This is a genomic window from Clostridioides sp. ES-S-0006-03, assembly GCF_020662275.1.
Lineage (GTDB): Bacteria > Bacillota > Clostridia > Peptostreptococcales > Peptostreptococcaceae > Clostridioides.
On the sequence record NZ_JADGMM010000012.1, the window covers coordinates 17251 to 32461 of the forward strand.

Annotated in this window: 13 protein-coding genes and 1 other annotated feature; all 13 genes read left to right on the forward strand. The window is 27.7% G+C overall.

Annotation, left to right across the window (positions count from 1 at the left end; translation table 11 throughout):
• Window positions 1-115: 115 nt before the first annotated feature.
• The 13 genes from gap (at window position 116) to IR151_RS15020 (ending at window position 15088) form a co-directional block, all read left to right on the forward strand.
• A complete protein-coding gene (gene gap / locus IR151_RS14960) occupies window positions 116-1132 on the forward strand; it encodes a type I glyceraldehyde-3-phosphate dehydrogenase (protein WP_227435901.1) in 1017 nt (338 codons plus the stop codon).
• A gap of 381 nt (window positions 1133-1513) precedes the next feature.
• Window positions 1514-2683 carry a hypothetical protein gene (locus IR151_RS14965; protein WP_227435909.1) on the forward strand — a complete coding sequence of 390 codons (1170 nt, stop codon included), beginning with the start codon at window positions 1514-1516 and terminating at the stop codon, window positions 2681-2683.
• A gap of 387 nt (window positions 2684-3070) precedes the next feature.
• Window positions 3071-7327 carry a 2-hydroxyacyl-CoA dehydratase gene (locus tag IR151_RS14970; RefSeq protein WP_227435912.1) on the forward strand — a complete coding sequence of 1419 codons (4257 nt, stop codon included), beginning with the start codon at window positions 3071-3073 and terminating at the stop codon, window positions 7325-7327.
• 142 nt (window positions 7328-7469) lie between these two features.
• Complete coding sequence (locus IR151_RS14975; RefSeq protein WP_227435913.1) at window positions 7470-7964, forward strand: methylated-DNA--[protein]-cysteine S-methyltransferase; 495 nt, start codon at window positions 7470-7472, stop codon at window positions 7962-7964.
• An 86-nt stretch (window positions 7965-8050) separates the two neighbouring features.
• A complete protein-coding gene (locus tag IR151_RS14980; protein ID WP_227435923.1) occupies window positions 8051-8428 on the forward strand; it encodes a C-GCAxxG-C-C family (seleno)protein in 378 nt (125 codons plus the stop codon).
• Window positions 8429-8755: 327 nt separating this feature from the next.
• Complete coding sequence (locus IR151_RS14985; protein ID WP_227435925.1) at window positions 8756-9196, forward strand: SufBD protein; 441 nt, start codon at window positions 8756-8758, stop codon at window positions 9194-9196.
• A gap of 92 nt (window positions 9197-9288) precedes the next feature.
• A complete protein-coding gene (locus tag IR151_RS14990; protein ID WP_413927368.1) occupies window positions 9289-9621 on the forward strand; it encodes a helix-turn-helix domain-containing protein in 333 nt (110 codons plus the stop codon).
• Complete coding sequence (locus IR151_RS14995; RefSeq protein ID WP_227435928.1) at window positions 9596-9793, forward strand: GyrI-like domain-containing protein; 198 nt, start codon at window positions 9596-9598, stop codon at window positions 9791-9793. The genes IR151_RS14990 and IR151_RS14995 overlap by 26 nt, the downstream gene beginning before the upstream one ends.
• 530 nt (window positions 9794-10323) lie before the next feature.
• Window positions 10324-11631 carry a hypothetical protein gene (locus tag IR151_RS15000; protein WP_227435930.1) on the forward strand — a complete coding sequence of 436 codons (1308 nt, stop codon included), beginning with the start codon at window positions 10324-10326 and terminating at the stop codon, window positions 11629-11631.
• An 86-nt stretch (window positions 11632-11717) separates the two neighbouring features.
• Window positions 11718-11978: a binding site (T-box leader), on the forward strand.
• 132 nt (window positions 11979-12110) lie between these two features.
• The gene (locus IR151_RS15005; protein WP_227435931.1) at window positions 12111-12914 is read left to right on the forward strand and encodes an amino acid ABC transporter substrate-binding protein; all 804 of its coding nucleotides are present in this window, start codon (window positions 12111-12113) and stop codon (window positions 12912-12914) included.
• A gap of 37 nt (window positions 12915-12951) precedes the next feature.
• Window positions 12952-13563, forward strand: a complete 612-nt coding sequence (locus IR151_RS15010; RefSeq protein ID WP_227435933.1) for an amino acid ABC transporter permease — start codon at window positions 12952-12954, stop codon at window positions 13561-13563.
• Window positions 13564-13595: 32 nt separating this feature from the next.
• Window positions 13596-14267, forward strand: a complete 672-nt coding sequence (locus IR151_RS15015) for an amino acid ABC transporter ATP-binding protein (protein WP_227435935.1) — start codon at window positions 13596-13598, stop codon at window positions 14265-14267.
• Between the two features lie 458 nt (window positions 14268-14725).
• A complete protein-coding gene (locus IR151_RS15020) occupies window positions 14726-15088 on the forward strand; it encodes an arsenate reductase family protein (protein ID WP_227435937.1) in 363 nt (120 codons plus the stop codon).
• The last annotated feature ends 123 nt before the right edge of the window (window positions 15089-15211 follow it).

Below are 15211 nucleotides of genomic sequence, written 5' to 3' on the forward strand. Positions count from 1 at the left end.
GACAATAAAAAAACACAGAATTTAATTATTTAATCTAGAAAAAGTATTGAACAAATGAATTATTTAGTGTACAATAATCATGTAAAAACATAGTAATGGAGGGAGACATTTCATAATGAAAATTAAGGTAGGAATGAACGGATTTGGAAGAATAGGAAGAGCTGTGTTGAGAATAGCTCAAGAAGAATTAGGAGATAATATAGAAATTGTAGCCATAAATGCAAGAGCAACAACAGAGTCTTTGGCACATTTATTTACATATGATTCATGTTACGGAACTTTTAGAGGTGAGGTAGAAGCAAAGGATGAAGATACACTAATAGTAAACTCTAAAGAAATAAAAATACTGAGATACAATGACCCGGAAGAATTACCATGGAAAGAGTTAGGGGTTGATATAGTTATAGAATCAACAGGATTATTTACACAAAGAGAAAAGGCAGAAAAACACATTAAAGCAGGTGCAAAAAAAGTAATAATAACAGCTCCAGGAAAAAATGAAGATATAACTATAGTTGTTGGAGTTAATGAAGAACAATATGATAATGAAAAGCATAATATAATCTCAAATGCATCTTGTACTACAAATTGCCTAGCACCATTTGCTAAAGTATTGGACGAAAAATTTGGTATAGTAAAAGGTTTAATGACTACTGTACATTCATATACTAACGATCAAAGAATATTAGATAAGAGCCACAAAGACCTGAGAAGAGCGAGAGCAGCGGCTGAATCTATAATACCTACCACTACAGGAGCAGCAAAAGCTGTGTCAAGAGTATTACCACAATTAGAAGGAAAATTAAATGGTTTTTCACTTAGAGTGCCAACACCAACAGTTTCACTTGTTGATTTAGTATGTGAACTTAAAGAAAACGTTACAGTTGAGCAAGTGAATTCTGTATTAAAAGAAGCTGCTGAAGGAGAATTAAAGGGTGTTTTAGGATACTGTGACAAACCACTTGTTTCTATAGATTATAGAGGCGATTCAAGATCATCTATCATAGATGCTCTGTCCACAATGGTTATAGAGGATAATATGGTCAAAGTAGTTTCATGGTATGACAATGAATGGGGATATTCCTCAAGAACTGTTGATTTAGTAAAATATATAGCTGAAAAATTAAAATAATACATAACTAAAAAAAAATTTTTGAAAAAAATTTATAAAAATAGAAAAAAAGATTATGAAAAATATTGAAGGAAAAAATTTTTCATAATCTTTTTTGATTAATATAAAAGTTATAAGTTACAACTTGTTATTAGATATTAGGTCGTTAGAGGAGGTTATATCTATTTAGTAAGAAATTGTATCATTTTATATATGAAAGATAATATGTCGAAAACTTGCAGAAATCTGAAAAATTTTTATTATTGGAATACTGGTTTTCATTTTATTTATGATAAAAAAATGACAAATAAAGTTGCAAAGAGTAATATTTATAAGTATAATTAAAAAAGAGAAAAGGTTTTGTTAAGCTTTACAACAAAAGAAAAGAAGGGATGATTCAAAATGGAGAAGTTAACAGACAGGAGACAGGTTAAGGCAGTAAGCATGGAGACATTCGTTTTCATAATATTACTAATAGTTGGATTTGGCTATGTTGGTAGTATTATGGGCGCAGGAATGATGTTTAAAGTAATAATGAGTACAGCACATGCTTTACTATTAGAGACAGTTTTCTTAATTATGGCTATGGCAGTTCTTGCAGGCGCATTAAGCGCACTACTTTCAGAGTTTGGAGTAATAGCATTAATTAATAAAATTTTCGCTATATTTATGAAGCCTTTATACGGATTACCTGGTGCTAGTATAGCAGGGGCTATAACAACTTATTTATCAGATAATCCAGCTATTATACCTTTTGCTAAAGATAAAACATTCACACAGTATTTTAAACAATATCAAGTTCCAGCACTATGTAATTTAGGAACAGCTTTTGGTATGGGACTTATCTTAACAACGTTTATGATATCTCAAGGTACAGAATATGTATTGCCAGCATTGATTGGTAACTTAGGTGCAGTAATAGGTAGTGTTGTAAGTGTTAGAATAATGTTGACATTTACTAAGAAGTTCTATAACTATAATCCAGAAGAAGATAAAGCAGCAGGAATATTAGAGAAAAAAGCTGAATTTAGAGAAATAAGAGAAGGAAATGTGTTCCAAAGAGGCCTAGATGCTATTCTTGAAGGTGGTAAGATGGGTGTAGATATGGGAATGGCTATAATCCCTGGTGTCCTAGTAGTATGTACATTAGTTATGCTATTAACTTTTGGACCATCTACAGACCCTGCTACAGGTCAAGAGGTTTATACAGGAGCTGCATATGAAGGAATAAAATTACTTCCAGTTCTTGGGGATAAGCTTGGATTTATATTAGAGCCATTATTTGGATTTACATCACCAGAAGCAATAGCATTCCCTATAACTTCATTAGGAGCTGTTGGAGCAGCAATGTCTTTAGTTCCAGAATTTATAAAATCAGGAGCTATAACTCCTAATGATATAGCAGTATTTACAGCAATGGGTATGTGTTGGAGTGGATATTTAAGTACACATATTGGTATGATGGATGCATTAAATGCTAGACAATTAGCTGGAAAAGCAATTCTTTCTCATACAATAGGTGGTTTATGTGCAGGAGCAGCAGCTCACTTTATATTTATGCTCGTATCATAAATATGATAAATAGAAGTAATTAAAATAAAAATAATATACAAAAAAATGGTTGTCTATATGCAATAAGGAATTGTGTACTGACAACCATTTTTTTTGAATGAAGATATTTTATAATATACGAACATTAAATTGGTATTAGAGTTAAGTTATATTTATGTAAAAAGTAACAAAAATCTGTAGAAATTTATGACAAAATTTAGTACACTAACTATATGTTCTTATTTAAAATTTAAAGGTATTATTAGAAATTACCTAGTAGAGTAAGCTTGGTTAATAAAAGAATCATAAAATAAAAATATTAATCATAAAAATTATAAAATAACTTACTTAAAATAAAGCCATAGAACTTACAAAAATTAAAAAAGCATATAAGTATGGAGGGGTACAATGGATGAATTATTTCATATAGGAATTGATGTAGGTTCTACAACAGTAAAGGTTGTGGTACTTAATAATAACAATATAGTTCATAAAGAATATAAAAGACATTATTCTGATGTGAAGAAATCAGTTAAAGAAGTACTAAATGGAATATACGAAAAATTGGGAGATATAAATGCAACCATTATAATAACTGGTTCAGGAGGAATTGGAATCTCAAAAAAACTTGGGGTAAAATTTGTCCAAGAAGTTATATCTAGTACAAAATCAATAGAATATTTCCATCCGGAAACTGATGTTGTTATAGAACTTGGAGGAGAAGATGCAAAAATAACCTATTTAAGTGGAGGAATAGATCAAAGAATGAATGGTATATGTGCAGGTGGCACTGGAGCATTCATAGACCAAATGGCTTCCCTTTTAAAGACAGATGCTAGTGGTTTAAATGAATTAGCTAAAGGCTACAATGTTATTTACCCAATAGCCTCAAGATGTGGTGTTTTTGCTAAAACAGATATTCAACCTCTTATAAATGATGGAGCTAAGCAGACTGATATAGCAATGAGTATTTTTAATGCAGTTGTCGTACAAACAGTAAGTGTTCTTTCTTGTGGAAGAAAAATAGAAGGCAATGTTGCATTTTTAGGTGGACCATTGTATTTTTTATCTGAACTTAGAGAAGCTTTTAAAAGAGTACTAAATTTAAAAGATGAAAATGTAATTTTCCCAGAAGATGCACAGCTTTATATTGCTATTGGAGCAGGATTATTATCAGTAGATGAAGATAGTATAAAACTTAAATCTCTAATAGAAAAACTAGACAATATAAAAAATATTGAAGATGGAGAAGTAAATTTATTAGAACCTTTATTCAAAGATAAAAACGAGTATGAAGAATTTTTAAGAAGACATGAAAAAGAAAAAATAGATTATGTAGATATAAATTCAATTAAGAAAAATTGTTATCTAGGAATTGATGCAGGTTCTACTACTACTAAGGCTGCGCTTATTGATGAAGATGGGAATCTAGTATATTCTTACTATAATAGTAATGAAGGGAATCCACTAAAAACAACAATCAAGGTCATAAATGAAATATATGATATATTACCAAAAGACGTTAAAATCTTAAGTTCAACTGTAACTGGATATGGAGAGGGACTTATTAAAAAAGCATTAAAAATAGATAATGGAGAAATAGAGACTATAGCACATTATAAAGCTGCTAAATTTTTTAATAAAGATGTAGACTTTATACTTGATATTGGTGGTCAAGATATGAAGTGTTTAAAAATAAAAGAGGGTGTAATTGATAATATAATATTAAATGAAGCTTGTTCATCAGGTTGTGGTTCATTTTTAGAGACATTTGCAAGTTCTTTATCTATGACAATCGAAGAATTTGCACATGAAGGTATCTATTCTCAAAGCCCTGTCGATTTAGGTTCAAGATGTACTGTGTTTATGAATTCGAGAGTAAAACAATCTCAAAAAGAAGGGGCAAGTGTTGGAGATATATCAGCAGGCTTATCTTATTCTGTAATAAAGAATGCTTTATTTAAAGTAATAAAAATCAGAGATTTAAATGAGATTGGAAATAATATTGTTGTACAAGGTGGAACATTTTACAATGATTTAGTACTTAGAAGTTTTGAAAGGTTAATTGGCAAAAATGTAATTAGACCTAATATTTCTGGAATTATGGGTGCTTTTGGTTCAGCTCTTATAGCTAGAGAGAAGTATGAAAGTGGATATCAAACATCTTTATTATCTAAAGAAGAATTGAATAGTATAAAATTAGAATCAAGTGTAATTAGATGTAAAGGATGCTCAAATCATTGTCTTCTTACAATAAACAAATTTTCTGATAATGAAATTTTTATTTCAGGAAACAGATGTGAGAAGGGAGAAGCTATTTATGGCGATAAAAAGATAGGTTTAGAAAAGAAAAACCCCATAAATCTATTTAAGTATAAATATGATAGGATTTTTAAATACAAACCATTAGAAAAAGATAAAGCAAAAAAAGGAGAGATAGGAATACCAAGAGTATTAAATATGTATGAAGATTATCCATTTTGGTTTACATTTTTCAATGATATGGGATTTAGAGTTGTACTTTCAGATAGGTCATCAAAACAATTATATGAAACTGGTATAACTAGCATTGCTTCTGAAACAGTGTGTTATCCTGGGAAATTAGTTCATGGTCATATAGAAAATTTAATTTCAAAAGGAATAAAGAATATATTTTATCCTAGTGTAACCAATGAAAATAAAGAAGATTTAAGTGCAGATAATTATTATAATTGTCCTGTCGTAATATCCTATTCTGAAGTAATAAAAAATAATGTGGAAAATATAAGAAACAAAAATATAAATTACATAAATCCATTTATAAGTCTAAATGATAAGGAAAAGTTGAAAAAGAGACTTCATGAGGAATTATCAAGACGTTTTAATGGTATAAATATAACTAAGGCAGAAATTAATCATGCAGTTGATAAAGCGACTGATGAACAAAATTCATTTAAAATGGAAATGCAAGCAGCAGGTGAAAGAGCACTTAAGGAGATAAAAGAGAGAAACTTAAAGGGAATTGTATTATGTGGTAGACCATATCATATAGATCCAGAAATAAATCATGGAATGCCAGAGCTTATAAATTCTTTAGATATGGCAGTACTTACTGAAGATTCTATATGTCACTTAGCAAATATGCAAAGACCACTTAGAGTTGTAGACCAATGGGTCTATCATTCAAGATTATACAAAGCAGCTAGTTTTGTAAGAGATAAAAATTATTTAGAATTGGTTCAACTTAATTCATTTGGGTGTGGTTTGGATGCAGTAACTACAGACCAAGTTCAAGAAATACTTAATGAAAAATCTAAAATATATACTATTATAAAAATTGACGAAGGTAATAATTTGGGAGCTGCAAAGATAAGAATGAGGTCTTTAAAAGCAGCTATGTTTGAGAGAGAAAGTAAAAATATAGATGTAAAAAATATGAAAGTAGATAGAATACAGTATGCAAAGAATAATCAAATAACGAACAAACATACTATATTAGCACCACAAATGTCACCTATACATTTTCAATTCCTTGAAGAAGCTGTAAATCTGAGTGGATATAAGATAGAAATTTTAAAAGATACAGATAGTAGTGTTATTGAGGAAGGTTTGAGGTATGTAAATAATGATGCTTGTTATCCAGCTATAATAGTAGTAGGTCAATTAATAACAGCATTAAAGTCTGGAAAATATGATTTAAATAATACATCTGTTGCAATAACTCAAACTGGTGGCGGTTGTAGAGCTACAAATTATATTGGATTTTTAAGAAAAGCTATGTATGATGCAGGGTTTAAAGATGTTCCAGTTATTGCACTTAGTGTAAATGGAATAGAAGATAGTGGGATAATGGATAATGTATCTCTAAAATTAATCAATAGACTTTTTATGTCTGTTGTATATGGAGATTTATTGATGAAAGTACTCTATAGAGTGAGACCATATGAGAAAGTTATTGGAAGTACAAATACTCTATATGAAAAATGGGTTGATATATGTAAAAAATCTCTAGTCAAAGCTAAAATTTCTGTATTTACTAAAAACATAAAAGAGATAGTAAATGAGTTTGATAACCTAGAGATATTAGATATTAAAAAACCTAAAGTAGGTTTAGTTGGAGAAATATTAGTTAAATTTCATCCAATTGCAAACAATAATCTAGTGAATATATTAGAGCGAGAAGGTGCTGAAGCAGTTGTACCAGACCTTACAAATTTCTTTTTAAGTTGTGCGTTTAATACTATTTATAAACACACTCATTTAGAAGGAAGTAGAAAAAGTAGAATGATAGGAGAAGCCTTTATATACATAACAAGTATATACCAAAGAGTATATAAAAAAGCACTTGATAAAAGTAAAAGATTTTACGCTCCAGGAAATATAAAAACAGTTGCGAAAAATACAGAACCAGTAGTATCATTAGGAAATCAAACTGGAGAAGGATGGCTTTTAACAGGTGAGATGGTTGAATTGTTGAATGAAGGTGTGGAAAATATCATTTGTATGCAACCTTTTGGATGTTTACCTAATCATATAATTGGTAAAGGTTCTATAAAAGAATTAAAAAGATTATATAAGAATGCAAATATAATTCCTATTGATTATGACCCTTCTGCAAGCGAGGTTAATCAGCTTAACAGGATAAAACTTATGCTTTCTAAAGCTTTTAAAAATATAGAAGATTAATGTTTCACATATTGAAAATTTATAGCTATCTAAATAAATTACTATTGTATAACAATTATAAAAAGAGTTACTCTATTTTTTAGGGTAACTCTTTATTACTTGAAAAATTATATGTATACTAATATAAAAGGGGGGACGTTATATGAATTTAGTATATGATGTTTATGAGTCTAAAATAGGAAATTTGTACATATTGAGTGAAGATGGTTTTGTAGTTAGTTTAGATATAGGAGATGAAAAATTTAATAATTTAAAAGAAGAATATATTAAAAAAGGAATAGATATAAAAAGAAGTGAAGAAGATTTAAAAGAGGCAATAAATCAGATAGATGATTATTTTAATGGAAAAAGAAAAACATTTGATTTGAAAATACGTGTTGATGGTACTGAATTTCAAAAGTCTGTCTATGAAGAAATGTTAAAAATACCTTATGGAAAAACACTCTCATACTCAGAAATAGCAAAAAATATAAATAATCCAAAGTCTGTTAGAGCAATTGGACAAGCAAGTAAAAGCAACAAAATTCCAATAATAATACCTTGTCACAGAGTTGTTGGTAAAAATAATATTGGTGGATATATGGGGAATCATTCTGACTTAAAAAAAATACTATTAGATTTAGAAGAAAATAGTTAAATTGGTTAAAAGTGATTTTTTTGTTAATATTTGATATAATTACGTTAGAAGAGATTTTTAATTTACATTGATAAGGGGGAGTTTTAATGTGCAATAAAGTTATAGCATCAAAATACCATGAAAAAGGGTTTAATTGTGCAGAGTCAGTTATAAAAGCATATAATGAAGAGTTTAATACAGATATACCAGTTTGTTTAGGTAGTGGATTAGGTTCAGGTTGTGGAGTTGCTAGTTTATGTGGTGCAGTAAATGCCTCAAATATAATAATTGGATATGTAAGAGGTAGAAACCATGAGGGTGAAAGTACTAAAGCTAAAGCATATGCTAAAGATTTGACAACAACAGTAAGAAATGAGTATGGTTCAGAGTTATGTATAGACTTAAAGAAAGATTTAGTTGCTTGTAGAGAAATAATGGATTTTGCATATGATACTTTAAAAGAAACTTTAAAAAAGGAACTATAATAAATATAAGTTATATAATATATTTATTAAGTCTATTTATTATATAACTTATTAATTACAAATAAAACGCAATGAACTTTAAAAGAATATTAGATTTTTATATTATGAAGACGCTCAGAAAGGAGCGTCTTTTTACTAGTATAATTTAGAAAAAAATTATATTACTTATTAACAGAATTTAAATGAAAATTGAGTATTAACATGCATTGATGTAAATCAGATTGATTAACAGATAATATTTATATAGGTATCGCAATTATTTCTATTTATTTTTTGTTATGTTATACTCAGCTTAAATAAATATTTGTTACAAAGGAGATGAAAATATTGGAAAATATTGATTTACTTATTAAAGAATTATGTTCAAAAAATCATACTGAAGCATATAAAACTTTTTTATTTCTAGAAAATGAAAGTAAAAAATCAAACATTACATACTGTTTTTTTGATTATTTTCTAGAAATGATTAATAATGAAAGTTCATATATTCGTACAAGAGGATTGTTGTTAATAGTTGCAAATGCTAAGTGGGATACTGATAATAAAATTGAAATGAATATAGATAGTATACTAAGTCACATTGTGGATAAAAAGCCTTCTGTATCGAGAAATTTTATTCAGTCATTACCTAATATCATAAAGTATAAGAAACAACTTATTCATCGTATAAGAGCGGAATTAAGTAATGCAGATATAAATATTTATAATGATAATATGAAGTCATTAGTAGAAAAGGACATAAGAAATACATTATCTAACCTTGAGTAATGATATATTATCCAAATTTTACGGGTTGCCATCATTATTAGTGATTAATTTTTTTTGACAATAGCAAGAAATGTGAAAATAGCTAAGACAGAATTAGGTACAATCATACTAGAAGGTTACTAATTTTTACAGATAAGCCAATTATGGAAATTTCACTATTTGCTGGATATGAAACACAACAATCATTTACAATTGGATTTAAGGCTATGCTTAAATGTAGCCCACAATCATTTAGAAAAAAAGGAGATTTTCATCCTGTACAATTAAAGTTTACTGTTGATGGAAAAGAAACTTTGAGAGGTGATAGAATAATGGAAGTTAAAATGGTTGAAAATGACAAAATTCTTTTAGTAGGCTATAAAGGAAATACACGACTAGGTTTTTCTGTTATAGGTGAATGTGCAAAATATAGTTTTTACCTTTAAAGCAAAGAGAGAAGATAGCTTACAACCTGTTGTAGATTATGCTTATAAAGAATGGTTACCTCAGTCAACATGCCAGTTAAATGAAAATGCTAAATATGATTTTGCGAGATATGGAGAATTAGTTGATAAGGATGGTAAAAGTTTGATTGAATTTTGGGTTCCAATTTTATGAGTGCCATAATATTTTGAATATATAGACTAAATAAACGTAGTAAAAATCGTTGTAATGAGTAAAAGCTTTATATGTTAAAAGAAAATATACATAATCTAATGGTAGTTTTGAAATAACAAATTAAAGCTACCATTTTTATTTTGAAAAATCATTTAATGAAATAGATTCAGTTTATTAAATATATTATTTATAAGATTATAATAATATATTGTTAAAGAAAATATTTAATAAATTAAATGTTTTCTTTGACAATGTACATATATGAATGATAATATCTAAATGAATAAAAGCTATGGTAATAAAATGATTTCTTAAAATCTATTTTAGGTATTATTAATAAATAAAAAATTATAAAATACATAATGTCTCTAACAAACGATGATACTAGAATGATACTGTTTTTATAAGAAATTATAAAATACATAATTAATAAAAATAATATATTGAATTATATAATAGATTGGGTTTTACTAAATAAAAAAGAAATGAAATCCCCATGTTATTATACAAAAGCAAAGGTGGGAATAAAAATGAAAGAAATTGATGATTCTATAACATCAGAATATTTAAGCTATGGTATCAATGAAGATATTAGTATCTATGAAGGTAGATTTTGTATATATTTAGATAAGAAATATAGATGTAATGGAAAAGTTTATTATAAAATGACACCTCCAATATCCATAAGTTTTAAAGCAGATATAGGTTGCATTGAAGATATAGAAAATGAAGATGAGAACTTAGTTTTGGACTATGATAATGCTATTCTTGAAGTCTATGGTTATAAGATTATTTCTATAACAATAAACACTCTAAGTGATTTTGTGATAGAGGGATATATCAATGATGATTGTATAAAATCTAAAAACTCTTATGTTGAACATGTAGATTTTAATATAATAAACTTAGATAAAATACCTGGAAAACTTATAAAATACAATGATAAGGTATATGCAGGTAGAATTGAATTTGATATAAATGATTATGTTGTTACTATAGATAAACGGTATGATTATAGAAAAGAATTGAAGTCAGATTTAAAGTCTAAATCTGGTGCAATAATAACTCATATAGGTAGGATTAGAAGAAAAGATGGTAGAATTTTTAGAACTAATAATACAATAAATCTTTTAGATAGAATATCAACAGCCTTGAGTTTTATGTGTGGCAGATATGTTGGATTTTGTTTGGCAAAAGGATATAGAAATGGGAATGAAGTTTATAGAATTTGGAATGAAAATCAAATAACACCTTTTAGATATGTACCAACATGGTCAGATACGCTGTCGAACTATCATAATATAGAAAAATATATAAGTCTCATGTGTAAAAAATTAGAAGATTTTTATTATGGCTCCGCGATAAAGAGTGTCGTTGATTGGTATATAGAGTCTCTTGGAAGTGTGACTATGGAAAATAATATAATATCTGTACAGATTGCACTTGAAACTTTGTCATATGTAGTGCTGGTAGAGCAAAATAAGGTGCTTACAGATGAAACTTTTGACCATAATTTGGCATCTAAAAATATCAGACTTCTACTTGATATATGTAAGATACCATATGGTAAATATGAGTTAGACATATTTGATAGCATGATAAAAAAGAAGTTTGATGATGGAATAGATTTAGTTATTTATTTAAGAAATAGTATAGTTCATCCAAGTAGAAAAGCTCATAGAGCTACATTAGAAGTTGAAGACATTTGGAATATCATTTCAATAGGAACAAGATATATTGAGCTTGTTTTGCTTTTTATTTTGGGATATAAAGGAGAGTATTCTAATAGATTGGTAGAACGATGCTATGGTGAGGTAGAAGTTGTACCTTGGAATTAGATTTTTATATTTATTTTAAAATATATATTGACAGATATTGCCTTATGATATAAAATCAATATCATAAATAAGAATTCAAAACAACATTAAATGCGATGAAAAGAAATAGTAAAAGTAGGTAATCTTAAACAGAGAGTTTCCGATTGGTGAGAGGAGCAATAGATTTTACTTTGAACACATCTTTGAGCAGGACTCTGAAAGAGTAAAAATACTTTACTAGGAGTTTCCCGGTATCCTTGCATCCGTTATAGTGCTAGAGTATAATTTTTATTGTACTTAAAGAGGTTAGTGTCGTGAGGCATTAATGAACAGAGGTGGAACCACGAGATTTAACTCCCGTCCTCTAGCAATAGCTAGAGACGGGAGTTTTTTAATATAATTTTTTAAGCGCGCAGAGAATTATATTGCAATAGATACATTTTTTCTGAAATAATCAAAATATTTAAAATTTAAAAATTTAAAAGACGAGGGAGAATATTATGAAAAATATATTAAAAAAATTAGGATTATTTACAATTATGTTAGGTTTAGTAAGTGGAATGGCAGGTTGCTCAAAATCAGATAATGAAAAGGATAAAGATGCTTCAAATGCATCAAAAAAAGAGGTAATTGTAGGATTTGATAATACATTTGTACCAATGGGATTTTTAGATGAAAAAGGAGAAACAGTGGGATTTGATGTTGATTTAGCAAAAGAGACATTTAAGAGACTTGGAATGGAAGTTAAATTTCAACCAATAGATTGGTCAATGAAAGAAACAGAGTTAAATGATTCAAAAACTGTAGATGTATTATGGAATGGATATTCTATAACAGATGAGAGAAAGAAAATAGTATCATATACAGAACCTTATTTACAAAATAAACAAATAATAGTTACTTTAAGTGATTCAAAAGTAAATACAAAAGCTGATTTAAAAGATAAAGAAGTTGGAACTCAACAAGGTTCAACAGCTCTTGATGCAGTAGAAAAAGATAAAGATTTTATGAATAGCTTAAAGGGTGGAGCACCAGTTCTTTATGATACTTACGATAAAGCACTTAGAGACTTAGAGATAGGTAGAACTAGCGCAGTTGTTGGTGATGAAGTTTTAATTAGATACTATATGGGACAAAAAGGTGAAGATAAATATAAAGTATTAAAAGAAGATTTTGGATTAGAAGATTATGTTGTAGCAACATCTAAGGAAAATCCAGAACTTTGTAAAAAAATAAATGAAACATTAAAAGAAATGAAAAAAGATGGAGCTTTTGACAAAATTTATGATAAGTGGTTTAAATAAGAGATAAGTTAGCTGTTAAGAAGGGGGCACTAAAGGCATGTTACAAGGTTTAGAAATAGTTATAGCAATGTTTTGTATAACATTAATAGTATCAATTCCATTGGGGATTGGAGTTGCATTTTTAAGATTATCAAAAAATAAATTAATAAGTGGTATTACACAATGTTATATATTAATAATGAGAGGAACACCTTTACTTTTACAAATGATAGTCATATTCTATGGTTTACCTCTTATAGGAATTGTATTTGACAGGTTTACAGCTGGAATAGTAGCTTTCTTCTTAAATTATGCAGCATACTTTGCAGAAATATTTAGAGGTGGAATACAATCAATAGATAGAGGTCAATATGAAGCTTCAAAAGTACTAGGGTTTGACAAATTTACGATGTACAAGAGAATAATATTTCCACAAGTTTTTAAAAGAATACTAGCACCTATTTCAAATGAAGTAATTACATTAGTAAAAGATACATCTTTAGTATATATATTAGGATTAAATGATATTTTAAGAATATCTCAAATAGCAATGAATAGAGAAGCAAGTTTGTTACCACTATTTGAGGCAGGAGCAATATATCTTATATTTGTAGCTATACTTACTAAGGGATTTGAATTACTTGAAAAAAAATATTCTTATTACAGATAAAGCTACAATAATTATAGGAGGAGGTTTTTTATATGTTGAAAATCAGGAATTTAAATAAATCATTTAAAAAAAATAAAGTGCTTAAAGATATTTCTTTTGAACTAGAAGAAGGTCAGATTGGAGTTTTGCTTGGTAAATCTGGTGCAGGGAAGACCACAATATTAAGATGTATAAATGGTCTTGAAGAATTTGATAGTGGAGAAATTATAATAGATAATGAAATAATAAAAAGTAAGAAAGACATGGCAAAAATACGTGGTAAAATAGGTATGGTTTTTCAAAACTTTAATCTATTTCCTCATATGACTGTCCTTGAAAATATAATTGAATCTCCAGTTAATGTTTTTAAAGTCCCTAGAGAGGAAGCTGAAAATAGAGCTAAAGAACTTTTGAGACTAGTTGATTTGGAAGAAAAATTGAACTCATATCCATTTGAGTTGTCAGGAGGACAGCAACAAAGAGTTGCAATAGCTAGGTCTTGTGCATTAATGCCAAAAGTTCTTTGTTTTGATGAGCCTACTTCTGCACTTGATATTGATACTATTCAAAAAGTAGTAAATATAATGAATAGGCTTAAAGATAAAGGCATGACTATACTGATAATTACACATGATGTTGTATTTTCAAATAGTGTTGCTGATAAGATTATAAGTATAAAAGATGGTATAGTTGAGGATATTCAAATAAAAGAAAAAATTGTTTAAATTTTTAAAAACGAAATTTATATTGAAATTTTATAAAAAAATAAGAATTGTTTGTCTGACTTTTACAATGAAAAATATAAATTTTGATATATTAGAGCAGTTAAAATTTAATTTAACTGTGTGGTAAAAAAGTCGTGATATCAAACTGTCACGGCTTTTACATGTATACAAATTCAAAAAATGTATAATGTAAGATTAAAATTATAGAAATGCCATACTTCACACCAAAATAGCTAAAGAAAAAGTATGAGGAGGAAGAATTTATCATCAACAGTAGCAATTATAAATTTAATGAAAGCAAATATGGAGATTTTAATATAACTAAGACTGTATCTATTGATGCTAGAAAATTTGAACTGTTCTATCGTATTTATGATAAAACTTGATTATAATATACATATTATGGGTATAAAAATGTAAATATAGAGATAAAAAATTAGAAAGGAAGTTTTACTATAATGATTAAATTATATGGATATACAAAATGTTCTACAGTTAAAAAAGCAAAAAAATGGCTTAAAGAAAATAATTTGGAATTTGAGGATATAGATATGGTTCAAAATCCACCAACTAAAAATGAATTAGAATTAATTTATAATATTAGTGGATATGATATAAAAAAGTTTTTTAATACAAGTGGAATGAAATATAGAGAATTAGGTCTTAAAGATGTAGTAAAGACTGAGTCAGATGATAAACTGCTAGAAATATTAGTAAGTGATGGTATGCTTATTAAAAGACCACTACTATTTGATGGTAAAAATGTACTATTAGGGTTTAAAGAAGATGTATGGAAAGATATTTTATTAAAGGAAGAATAGAAATCAATGGGTGTATTAGTTAAAATTTTTAATTGGTACACCTATAAATTTATGTATTAAATTTACTTTTGTTATACATAAATAATAAGAAATACACGTGAATATACAACTCTAATAAATTTT

Bases quoted from the DNA above. Each gene is read 5' to 3' on its own strand.
- gap (WP_227435901.1), top strand. From the start codon at position 116: ATGAAAATTAAGGTAGGAATGAACGGATTTGGAAGAATAGGAAGAGCT.
- IR151_RS14965 (WP_227435909.1), top strand. From the start codon at position 1,514: ATGGAGAAGTTAACAGACAGGAGACAGGTTAAGGCAGTAAGCATGGAG.
- IR151_RS14970 (WP_227435912.1), top strand. From the start codon at position 3,071: ATGGATGAATTATTTCATATAGGAATTGATGTAGGTTCTACAACAGTA.
- IR151_RS14975 (WP_227435913.1), top strand. From the start codon at position 7,470: ATGAATTTAGTATATGATGTTTATGAGTCTAAAATAGGAAATTTGTAC.
- IR151_RS14980 (WP_227435923.1), top strand. From the start codon at position 8,051: ATGTGCAATAAAGTTATAGCATCAAAATACCATGAAAAAGGGTTTAAT.
- IR151_RS15000 (WP_227435930.1), top strand. From the start codon at position 10,324: ATGAAAGAAATTGATGATTCTATAACATCAGAATATTTAAGCTATGGT.
- IR151_RS15005 (WP_227435931.1), top strand. From the start codon at position 12,111: ATGAAAAATATATTAAAAAAATTAGGATTATTTACAATTATGTTAGGT.
- IR151_RS15010 (WP_227435933.1), top strand. From the start codon at position 12,952: ATGTTACAAGGTTTAGAAATAGTTATAGCAATGTTTTGTATAACATTA.
- IR151_RS15015 (WP_227435935.1), top strand. From the start codon at position 13,596: ATGTTGAAAATCAGGAATTTAAATAAATCATTTAAAAAAAATAAAGTG.
- IR151_RS15020 (WP_227435937.1), top strand. From the start codon at position 14,726: ATGATTAAATTATATGGATATACAAAATGTTCTACAGTTAAAAAAGCA.